The sequence below is a fragment of the Streptomyces sp. NPDC015139 genome (assembly GCF_043079785.1).
Lineage (GTDB): Bacteria > Actinomycetota > Actinomycetes > Streptomycetales > Streptomycetaceae > Streptomyces > Streptomyces albidocamelliae.
Window position 1 is genome coordinate 1 of sequence record NZ_JBIBUW010000046.1, and the last position, 10,040, is coordinate 10,040.

Annotated in this window: 8 protein-coding genes and 3 pseudogenes; 6 read left to right on the forward strand and 5 right to left on the reverse strand. The window is 66.4% G+C overall.

Annotated elements, in window-relative coordinates:
* Positions 1–207: 207 nt before the first annotated feature.
* Positions 208–936, reverse strand: a complete 729-nt coding sequence (locus ACF08B_RS41040; protein WP_392322141.1) for a S1 family peptidase — start codon at positions 934–936, stop codon at positions 208–210.
* A gap of 565 nt (positions 937–1,501) precedes the next feature.
* On the opposite strand from ACF08B_RS41040, the gene ACF08B_RS41045 reads away from it, so the two are divergent.
* From ACF08B_RS41045 to ACF08B_RS41055, 3 genes are all read left to right on the forward strand, one after another.
* Positions 1,502–1,918 carry a winged helix-turn-helix domain-containing protein gene (locus ACF08B_RS41045; protein ID WP_392322142.1) on the forward strand — a complete coding sequence of 139 codons (417 nt, stop codon included), beginning with the start codon at positions 1,502–1,504 and terminating at the stop codon, positions 1,916–1,918.
* 47 nt (positions 1,919–1,965) lie between these two features.
* Positions 1,966–2,574, forward strand: a complete 609-nt coding sequence (locus tag ACF08B_RS41050; protein ID WP_392322143.1) for a transposase — start codon at positions 1,966–1,968, stop codon at positions 2,572–2,574.
* A gap of 429 nt (positions 2,575–3,003) precedes the next feature.
* Positions 3,004–3,138 carry a hypothetical protein gene (locus ACF08B_RS41055; protein ID WP_392322144.1) on the forward strand — a complete coding sequence of 45 codons (135 nt, stop codon included), beginning with the start codon at positions 3,004–3,006 and terminating at the stop codon, positions 3,136–3,138.
* A 64-nt stretch (positions 3,139–3,202) separates the two neighbouring features.
* Here ACF08B_RS41055 and ACF08B_RS41060 read toward each other — a convergent pair.
* Positions 3,203–3,520 (reverse strand): annotated as a pseudogene (locus ACF08B_RS41060) (IS630 family transposase); the annotation flags it as partial.
* 17 nt (positions 3,521–3,537) lie between these two features.
* Positions 3,538–3,999, reverse strand: coding sequence for a transposase (locus tag ACF08B_RS41065; RefSeq protein ID WP_392322145.1), 462 nt, complete (start codon positions 3,997–3,999; stop codon positions 3,538–3,540).
* 296 nt (positions 4,000–4,295) lie between these two features.
* Here ACF08B_RS41065 and istA point away from each other — a divergent pair, with 296 nt between their 5' ends.
* Together istA and istB are read left to right on the forward strand one after the other, a co-directional pair.
* Positions 4,296–5,714 carry an IS21 family transposase gene (gene istA / locus ACF08B_RS41070; protein WP_392322147.1) on the forward strand — a complete coding sequence of 473 codons (1,419 nt, stop codon included), beginning with the start codon at positions 4,296–4,298 and terminating at the stop codon, positions 5,712–5,714.
* The gene (istB, locus tag ACF08B_RS41075; RefSeq protein WP_355872826.1) at positions 5,711–6,481 is read left to right on the forward strand and encodes an IS21-like element helper ATPase IstB; all 771 of its coding nucleotides are present in this window, start codon (positions 5,711–5,713) and stop codon (positions 6,479–6,481) included. The genes istA and istB overlap by 4 nt, the downstream gene beginning before the upstream one ends.
* Before the next feature lie 13 nt (positions 6,482–6,494).
* On the opposite strand, the gene ACF08B_RS41080 is transcribed toward istB, so the two are convergent.
* Positions 6,495–6,968, reverse strand: a complete 474-nt coding sequence (locus tag ACF08B_RS41080; RefSeq protein WP_392322146.1) for a transposase — start codon at positions 6,966–6,968, stop codon at positions 6,495–6,497.
* Between the two features lie 536 nt (positions 6,969–7,504).
* Here ACF08B_RS41080 and ACF08B_RS41085 point away from each other — a divergent pair.
* Positions 7,505–8,708: pseudogene (locus tag ACF08B_RS41085) on the forward strand (transposase).
* A gap of 148 nt (positions 8,709–8,856) precedes the next feature.
* Here the strand turns inward: ACF08B_RS41085 and ACF08B_RS41090 are convergent.
* Positions 8,857–9,876 (reverse strand): annotated as a pseudogene (locus ACF08B_RS41090) (IS630 family transposase); the annotation flags it as partial.
* Positions 9,877–10,040 lie beyond the last annotated feature (164 nt).

Consider the following 10,040-nt stretch of genomic DNA (forward strand, 5'->3'; position numbering starts at 1 on the left):
CCCATCCGCATATCTCACACATCACGGACACAGCCACCCACCCACACCCATCAGCGACTTCGCGAGAATTCACCCCGACGAGCTGAAGTCAGTAACGAAACCAACGGCCGTCAAGACAGAGATCCTGTCTTGACGGCCGACAGTAAGCAGGCTCCGCCACGCGCCTACCGGAGGAAACAACGGCGAAGCTCAGCAACCGGGAGAAGGTCAGACGCCCGTGATGGACCGGATCCAGGGACGGTATGCCGTGACGTCGGTGTAGTACATACGGGACACGCGGTCACTGGTAGATGCCACACCGACCTGGACACCGTTCACCATCATGGGGCCACCCGAGTCGCCTCCCGAGGCTACGCCGTCGCCGCTGCGCGCCGCGATCGCAGAACCGCCGGCCGCATCACGGTCGAAGCCGGTGACCGTCACATTGGCGACCTTCAGCGTGGGCGACTGGCAGCCCGCCTCTCCACCATTGCACTGCGAGCCAGGACGGGTGGCACCCCATCCGTACACCTGCGCACCGGATCCGGCGCGCACCGTCCCCGGCTGCCCCAGGCGCGCATAGGTGGCCGACACCGCACGGTCCAGACGCACCAGGGCCAGGTCACCGGAGCCGGTGAAAACCTGGGTGCCATTGGCCACGGTCCCGCCGGACGACTGGTTGAGGCTGCCGATACGGAATGACATCGCACCGCCGACGCAGTGCTTGGCAGTGAGAACCCAGGTGGGCGCAATGATCGACGCAGAACACCAGCCCCGGCCGTTCTTGATCATACGCACCGCCCCGAATCCGTTGGCGGCCTGCCCACCACCAACGATGCGCGAACCAGCGCTGACGGGGGGGTCCGCCTGCGGGGCCGCGCTGGCGGCGGGGGCGAGCAGGGCGAGGGCAGAGATCGCTGTCGCAGCGCATGCGGTGATGAGCCGTGATGTACGCAAGGTTCCTCGATTCGGTGAGCGGCGCTGAAGGCGCTGAGTGTGGAGGCTGACGGCCTGAAAGGTTTTAGCCACCGAACTCCCGTTATCTACAACGTAGTTGATGGCCTGACAGATGAGAGTGGCAGAGAGTTATCGACAGATGTAACGTCTCCTGGTCATAACTAGGCGCTATGCGCTGCCACTTCGGTTCGGTTAGTGATGGAACGTCACACCCGCACGAGTGAGGCTCAGGTCAGGCGATCGCCGCGGAACGCACGCTCTATCGGCATGGGCACGGAGATCGAGTTGTGTGGATCCTGGGTGCAAGCGGTAGTCCGGTGCTGCGACCAGCCGGAGTAAACCAACGTCACTGCCCAACTGCCCTTGGCGCCACCGCGGCACCCGCTCGGAGAGCTGCGGAGAGGGAGCTTGTTCTCGGTAGTTGACCGTCAGAGATATCGTGGTGACTTCCGGGACGGTTGTTCGCTGAGAGGTCCTCGCAACAGCGGTCGGACGCGTTGGTATTGAGGTTTTCGGATCGTCGTCGGGTAGTGACGGTTCATGATCCTCGCGGTATGCCAGGTGGATGAGGTATCCAGAGGGTGGGGGCCTGACCGCTGAGCGGCGGGCGTTTCGTGAGGGGATCCGGCTTCAGGCCGGGATGCGGTTCGCGGCGGGTGAGAAGACCGCGGTGATCGCGAAGGACCTGCGGGTGAGTGTGCGGTCGGTGGACCGGTGGCGCCGTGCCTGGCGCGAGGGCGGCCTGGAAGCCCTGCGATCTGTAGGTCCGGCGAACGTTCCGACCGTCAGCGATGCCCAGTTCGCCACGCTCGAGGAGGAACTCGGCAAGGGCCCCTCTGCGCACGGCTTCGACGACGAACGCTGGACCCTGGCCCGGGTCCAGACGCTGATCCGTCGGCATCTTCGGATGAGCCTTTCGGTAGCGACGGTGTGGCGGCTGCTGAAACGGCACGGCTGGTCCTGGCAGGCACCCGCCCGCTGAGCACTCGAGCGTGACGAGCACGCGGTGGAGCTGTGGAAGAAGGAGGTGTGGCCGAGGGCAAAAAGCTCGCGGCGGCCTCCGGGGCCTGGATCGTCTTCGAGGACGAAGCCGGCTTCTCGATGGCACCACCCCGTGCCCGCACCTGGGGCCGGCGCGGACAGACACCTGTCATCCGCGTGCGCGGCAGGTCCCGCCGCCGGACCTCGGTCGCCGCCTTGTGCTGCTACAAACCCGGCGAGAACAGCCGTCTCATCTACCGGCCCCGCGCGCATCTCCTCCTCAAAGGCGCACGCAAGAGCTTCTCCTGGAAGGACTACCGCGACCTGCTGGTGCGGGCACACATCCAGCTCGGCGGGCCGATCACGGTCGTCTGGGACAATCTCAACACCCACCTCGCGGCCGGACTGCATCAGTACGAGGCCGAGCACGACTGGCTCACCACCGTCCGCCTTCCTCCTTACGCACCAGACCTGAACCCCGTCGAGGCCGTCTGGTCGCTCGTGCGCAGAACCATGGCCAACACCGCCTCCGACACTCCAGACGACCTCGACCGCAAACTCCGACGCGAGTTGGGCAGGATCCAGCTCCGATCCCACCTGATCAACGGCTGCCTCACCACCACAGGCCTGACCATCAACCCACCGACGCCACCCTGAAAACCTCAGTAGGTGATGGGACAGTTGCCTTCCGCTGCCCGCGTCGAGAGGGCGCGGGGAGTCCTACCACGGTCGGCTGGCTGTCTCAGCGGGGTCCTGTTTGGCCACGCTCTGTGGGCACGGGTGCCCGTCTCGCCTGCGTCTACAGGCCGGCACCGCCATTCCGGCGGCCCAGACGTCGTTGACCGCCGCGTTGATGTCCCGGTCCAGGCAGTCGCGCAGGCCCCATGTGGACGTCCTGAGCACCGGGCACGGAGCAGACCTGCAAGGTCGACTAGAAGCGGCCGATGCGGGTGAAAGTCCAACCGCATGGAGCGGCCCTGCGGTCCGGCATCGCGGTGAACGCCGGCCAACCGGCGTCATGCATGAACTTCGCGACCCGGGTGCGCGGCAGGTCACCAGGTCACAAGATTTCATCAGGCGTTCGCCGTGAAGCAGATCAGCGACCAGCACTTCAAGCGCTGCGAAGAGATCACGGGCAGCGTATGCGTAGCTCTCCAGGTCGAGCCGGTCGAGTTCAACCGGGAGAACAACCATGTCACCTCCTGGCGAATCTTCCTCTGAAGACGGACTCTCTCAACGTCGCCAGCAGCGCGTAGCTAGTGTGCTGCGCCAGAAATCCTGTGGGTTAGTTCTGCTCTGTTTTCTGGCCGGTGGTTCCGACCTTGGTGAGGTAGTCGGCGAGGGAGTTGAGGATCTCGTCGGCTGTCTTGGTCCAGGTGAAGGGTCGCGGGTTCTCGTTCCAGGTGTCGATCCATGTATTGATGTCGTCCTCCAGTGCCTTCACGGAGGTGTGGACGCCGCGGCGGATGAGCTTGTCGGTGAGCAGGCCGAACCACCGTTCCACCTGGTTCATCCAGGAGGATCCGGTGGGGGTGACATGGACGTGGAAGCGGGGGTGTTTGACGAGCCACGTCCTGATCTCGGCGGTGTTGTGGGTGGCGTAGAAGCCCCTATGGTCCGTCAAGCTGCGGTGGCCAGCGTTTCGGGCTGGAGGTACCGGTGGAGCTCGCGGGCAACGTAGCGCTTCAGGCATCGGATGATCTCTCGCCTGGACATGCCTTCTTTGGTGCGTCGTTGCAGGTAGGCCTGGGTACGCTGGTCCCAGCGCAGGCGGCTTTGCACGATGCGGTAGAGGGCGGCGTTGGCCTGCCGGTTGCCACCGCGGTTCAGGCGCCGGCGCTGGGTCTTGCCGGAGGACTGCTCGACGGGGCTGACGCCGCACAGGGCGGCGAAGGCCGCCTCGTCGGCGAGCCGCTCGGGGTTGTCGCCTGCGGCGATGAGCAGTGCCGCGGCGCTGTCCGGACCGACACCGACCAGGTCCAGCAGGGCGGGCCGGTGGGCGCGCACAGCCTTCGTTGTGCGGCGGGTCAGCTCCTTGACCTCTTCGGACAGGCCCTGGATCCGGCGTGCGAGCAGGCGCATCGTGAAGACGGCCTGGCTGTTGTCGCTGATCAGCTGCGCGCACGCGGAGACCAGGGCGGTGTTGGTCAGGCTGTCGAGCGACTCGCGCAGAGCGGGGTCGACGGCCAGCAGGACGGCCTTGAGCTGGTTCAGGGCCTGGGTGCGCGCCTTGACGGCCGACTCCTTGGCCAGTTGTCGGCGTACACGTGAACGTGCACAGCCGCGTACGGATGAACGTGCTCAGTTCTTGATGCGGTGAGACCGGTGGGTCGGCACTCTGCTCCTGAGTCTTCGGGTTGGCAGAGAGGCGGCTGACGGTGGTCCTGGACCCGCATCGCTGGCTGGAGTTGAGGCGTTTCCGCGGTCTTTACGAGTCCGGGGCGATGAGCCTGTCGGAGATCGCCAAGGCGACCGGGCTGAACCGTCGCACGGTCAGCAAGTACCTGTCGGGGCAGGCGCCGATCGCCCCGCCGAAGCGGGCGCCGACCGGAAAGCCGAAGGCTCGGGTGGTGGACGAGGTCGCGCCGCTGATCGACGCGATGCTTCGGGCCGAGATCCTCATCAAAGGGGCGGTGGTCCACGAGCGCCTGGTCAAGGAGTACGGCTTCACCGGCAACTATCAGCGTGTGAAGATCTACCTGCAGGAAGCCCGGCCCCGGATCGCGGACGAGCTGGGCATCAGCCCCGGTGAACTCGCGGGTCTGCACCGCAGGTTCGAGGTCATCCCTGGTGCTCAGGCGCAGGTCGACTGGGGCGACGAGGGCAAGATCCTCGCCCATGTCGGGATCCCGAAGGTCTATTCGTTCCACATGACCTTGTCCTACTCGCGCGATCCGTTCTGCTGCTTCACCACCAGCCAGGACCTGGCGACGTTCTTCGACTGCCATCGCCGCGCGTTCGCGCACTTCGGCGGGGTGCCGATGACGATCGTCTACGACCGCACCAAGACAGTTGTCCGGCGCCACGTCGCTCCTGGTGAGGCGGTTCCGCTGCATCCTGAAGCGGTGGCCTTCGCCGGGCACTACGACTTCGACATCGACGTCCTGGCCGCCTACCGCCCGACCGGGAAAGGACGGGTCGAGCGCCAAGTCCTGATCGTCCGCGATCATGTTCTGGCGGGCCGGGCGTTCTCCTCCGTCGAGGAGATGGACGCCGCGTTCACCGCCTGGGTGCCGATGCGGCGGGCGAAGGTCCACGGCACCCACGGCGAGGTCATCGGGCATCGCGCCGTCCGTGACCACATGGCCCTTCGGCCGCTGCCGCAGACACCGTATGTGGTCGCCCAGCGGCATCTGCGGCACGTCGGCAAGGACTGCCTGGTCTCCTTTGACGCGAACCTCTACTCGGTGCCGGCCCGCAAGGTCCGTGCCCGTCAGCTGGTCGAGATCCGGGCCACAAAGTCGCAGATCAGCCTGCACTCCACCATCGTCGACGCCCATGGCGAGACCCTCCTGGCCGTCCACCCGCGGGCTGTTGGCCGCGGCGCCCGCGTCGTCGACGACAGGCACTGGGACGGACTGCCCAAGGGCGACAACCGGCGCGTCACCACCGGCGACGTGATGCCCCAGCCCCGCCACCAAGACGCCTTGGGCGAGGAGGCCGGACCGCTCGAGGCCCTGCTGAACCGGTCCGCCGCCAGCCGCATCGAGGTCAGGCGGCGTCCGTTGTCGGTCTATGACGAGCTGACCGGCACCCGTCCCTTCACCCCCACTTCGACGACGAGGGAAGCCCGTTGAGCCAGCTGGTCACCGCCCGCATCCGCAGCACGGCCGCCAAGCTCGGCCTGCCCCACCTGGCCGAGAGCCTGAACCAGTACGCCGAGCGGGCCGAGGAGGGCAAGCTCGGCTACCTCGACTTCCTTGACCTGGTCCTGGCCGAAGAGCTTGCGGTCCGCGATGACCGACGTTTTCGGCAGGGCCTGCGACTGTCGAAGCTGCCGCACCACAAGACGCTGGACGACTACGACTTCTCCTTCCAGCCCGAACTCGACCCGCGCAAGGTCAAGGACCTGGCCACCCTCTCGTTCGTCGAGGCGAAGGCCAACGCAGCTCTTCTGGGCCCGCCCGGAGTAGGCAAGACACACCTCGCCGTCGCCCTGGCCGTCGCAGCCTGCCGGGCCGGATTCTCGATCTACTTCACCACGCTCGACGACATGGTCCGCCACCTGAAGACCGCCGAAGCTGCGGGCCGGCTGACCAGCAAGCTCCGCTCCTACCTGCGGCCCAGCGTTCTCGTCGTCGACGAGGTCGGCTACCAGCCCCTCGAACGCGCTGAGGCGAACCTGGTCTTCCAGGTGATCTCCAAGCGTTACGAGAAGGGCTCGATCATCCTGACCTCGAACAAAACCTTCAGCGAATGGGGCCAGGTCTTCGGCGACGAAGTCCTCGCCACCGCGATCCTCGACCGCCTTCTGCACCACTGCGACGTCATCGCGATCAACGGCCCCAGCTACCGACTGAAGAACCGCCTCGCCGCCATCGAGCGCGAGACCGAAGTGGCCTGAGAGCTGAGCACGTTTATCTGTACTTGGCCGAGCACTTCAACGAGTACGCGGACACCAGTCGCAGGACGCGCATGTCGGCGGCGGGCCCGTCCCCGGTCTTCGGAGTGGCCGTGGCCCGGCCAGACAGGACCGCACGGGCCGCCGCGTCGGCGTCGATCGCGTCGGTCTTGCCGCGTTTGCGCCGGGCGACGCGGTCGGGCTGGTTGACCTCTATGACCTCGATGCCCTCACGGCGCAGGACCCTCGTCAGCGCGGTCCCGTAAGATCCGGTGCACTCGACTCTGGCACGCTGAAGCGTTCCGAAGGACCGTGTCCAGGCGAGCAGTTGGCGGTAGCCCGAGGCAGTGGTCGGGAACTCCTGGTGCGCGAGCGAGGCGCCGAGAGCGGTGATGACCGCGGCCACGTGGACGTCCTTGTGCGTGTCGACGCCGAGGATCACCTCCTCCAGATCACGGGCCCGCTGCGCGGGCAGGGTCGGCTGGGGCATGCTGGTGACGGTCACAGGACTCCTCGGACTGGGGCTGGTGGCCGAACCGGTCCGGTGGGCGGTCAGAACTGTGACGGTGCTTTGTGCCGCAAAGCCCCTAATCCGTAGTGAAGGTGGCTCCAGAGGCCGCAGCTGGGCTTCTGGGCTGTCTGGTGACGGACGTCTGTAAGGCCCCGGGCCCTTGAGGCCTCCCGATAGAGCGGCGCCGTCACGGTGGTGGGTTTCACGGGGCATGCGGGCGCCGGGCCGACGCCTGGGAATCTCCCTGGCCTTTGAGGTCTCACGAGAGAGCGGCGTGGCCCGGCGTCTCCACGTCCCGTGAAACCCACCGTCGTATGCCGTTCGTTGTCGTCGCGGCGCGAGCCCGCCGCAGTGCGACCTCCTGTCCACCTCCGCGAGCTGCGAGCTCTGGCGCAGACAGAGGCCCCTGGGGTGCGCTGGTGTCGCGAACGGCTACCGAGATGGCGGACCGATCGAGTCCTGGGATTAGGACGCCGCGTGACCCGCATGAGCTCGTGACCTGGGAGAACAACTCGATGATGGGAGAACGTGTGACTGTGTTCTGCGGGATCGACTGGGCAGAGAGGCATCACGACATCGCGTTGGTCGATGAGGCTGGCGAACTGCTGGCCAAGCGGCGGATCGGCGATGACGCGGCTGGCTACCGCATGCTGCTGGAGCTCCTGGCCGAGCACGGGGACAGCCCTGAATCGCCGATTCCGGTGGCCATCGAGACCAGCCGACCCGCTCGCCGCCTCCCGCTACCGCGACCGGCACGGGGTGTCCCGCAAGAAGTCAGACCCGGGCGACGCACTCGTGCTGGCCAACATCCTCCGCACCGACATGGCCATGCACCGACCACTGCCAGCGGACTCCGAACAGGTGCAGGCCATCGCGGTGCTGGCTAGGGCTCAGCAGGATGCCGTCTGGAACCGCCAGCAGATCGGCAACCAGATCCGCTCCCTGCTGCGCGAGTACTACCCCGCTGCCCTGGATGCCTTCCTGGCCAAGCAGGGAGGACTGGCCCGCGAGGAGGCACGCATCATCCTGGCCAAAGCGCCGACGCCTACCGGAGGCTCGCGGCTGTCACTGAGCCAGCTGCGTTCCGCGCTCAAGCGCGCCGGCCGCGTCCGTGGCGTTGACGAGGAGGCTGACCGCCTGCGCGGTGTCCTGCGGGCCGAGTACGCTCACCAGCCCGCGGCCGTCGAGGACGCCTTTGGCAAGCAGCTTCTCGCCCTGCTGAAGCAGTTCGAAGCGGCCTGCCAGGCCAGTGAAGATCTCGCCGAAGCAGTTGACACCAGCTTTCGCGAGCATCCCGATGCAGAGATACTCCTGAGCTTCCCTGGCCTGGGTGTCCAGCTTGCGGCACGAGTTCTCGCCGAGACGGGCGACGACCGCAACCGCTTCGCCGACGCCCGCGGTCTGAAGGCATACGCCGGATCCGCACCAATCACACGCGCCTCCGGCAAGAAGCACTACGTCGGCCGCCGCATGGTCAAGAACAACCGGCTCCACCACGCCGGCTACCTCTGGGCCTTCTCATCCCTGCGATCATCACCCGGCGCGCAAGCCCACTACCGCCACCGGCGCGATGTCGGCGACTGGCACGCGCAAGCTCAACGACACCTGTTCAATCGCCTGCTCGGCCAGCTGTTCCACTGCCTCCAGAATCAGACTCGCTTCGACGAAGAACGCGCGTTCAATCAGTCCACGGCCTCACCGACACCAGTGGCTGCTTGACTTCTTCAGATCCCGAGATGTCTATCGGGACACGTCCACCGGGCCAATTCCGGTACGTGCCGTGGAGGGCCGGGAGCCGACAGTTCTACTCCAAGGCACCATCGCCAGTTGTCACACGGGTCAGGCTCCCAGCCCTCCGCAGCACCCCATGATGCTCACAGTTGTCGCAGACGAGGTGCACGTCGAGCCCGGCGGGCACCGCCTTGTCGATCCGGATCAGGAACTTCTTGAACTCGATCGCCCGATGGCGGCGATGCAGTGCCGATATGACGGTGCCGTCGGCGACGTTGAAGGCGGCGAACAGGCTGGTGATGCCGTGCCTCAGATAGTCGTGGGTGCGGCGTTCGGGCATGCCCGGCATCATCGGCAGCACCGGCTGGGACCGGTCCAGCGCCTGGATCTGGATCTGGCTTTTCTCGTCCACGCAGAGCACGACCGCCTTCTCGGGCGGGTGGTGGTACAGGCCGACGACGTCGACGACCTTGGCGACGAACTGCGGATCGGTGGACAGCTTGAAGGAGTCCTGCAGGTGGGGCTTGAGGTCGAATCGCTTCCAGATCCGCCCGATCGTCGACTTCGACAGGCCGGTGCGCTGGGCCATCGAGGTCCGTGACCAGTGCGTATCCTGGCCCGGGACCGACTCCAGGGTGGCCACGACGACCTCCTCAACCTGGTCGAGGAGGATCGAGGGCGGCCGGCCCGAGCGCGGCTCGTCCTGCAGGCCATCGAGGCGTTTTGCGATGAACCGGGCCCGCCAGCGGTCTACGGTCGACCTGTCGATGCCGAGGTCGGCGGCGGCCTGCTGGTTCGTCCCGCCCTCCGCGCAGCGCAGCACGATCTTGGCTCGTAACGCGAGGAACTGGGCGGTTCTGGCCTGCCGCGCCCACTGCTGCAGCTGCCTGCGCTCAGCATCGTCGAGGATCAGGTCGGCCTTCGGCCGGCCGATCCAGCCGGCGTCCTCAAGCCCGGCCACACGCTCTGCGGCGAAAGCCCGACGCCACTTGCCGACCGTCTTGGCCTGGACACCGACGAGCCGTGCTACAGCCGCGTTTGACATGCCGTCAGCACAAGCCAGGATAATGCGGGCCTTCTCGGCCGAGCGCCGGTGCGGCAGCTCCGTCCGGCGCACCAACTCGGCGCGCTCCGATTCGGACAACGTGATCGCCACAGCAGAAGGTCCCGAATGCGACATGACAACAGGGTACTTACTAAGTATCAGGATTTCAGGCGCAGCACACTAGTGCCGCATCAAGCAACGTTCGCCCTGTCGTGATGTGTCGCCCAGTTGCTGCGCCGGCGGGCCCCAGACATTCAGAATGATCACGTGGCTGA

Coding starts and splice junctions, on each gene's coding strand:
- ACF08B_RS41045 (WP_392322142.1), top strand. CDS start 1,502: ATGAGGTATCCAGAGGGTGGGGGCCTGACCGCTGAGCGGCGGGCGTTT.
- ACF08B_RS41065 (WP_392322145.1), bottom strand. CDS start 3,999: ATGCGCCTGCTCGCACGCCGGATCCAGGGCCTGTCCGAAGAGGTCAAG.
- ACF08B_RS41080 (WP_392322146.1), bottom strand. CDS start 6,968: ATGCCCCAGCCGACCCTGCCCGCGCAGCGGGCCCGTGATCTGGAGGAG.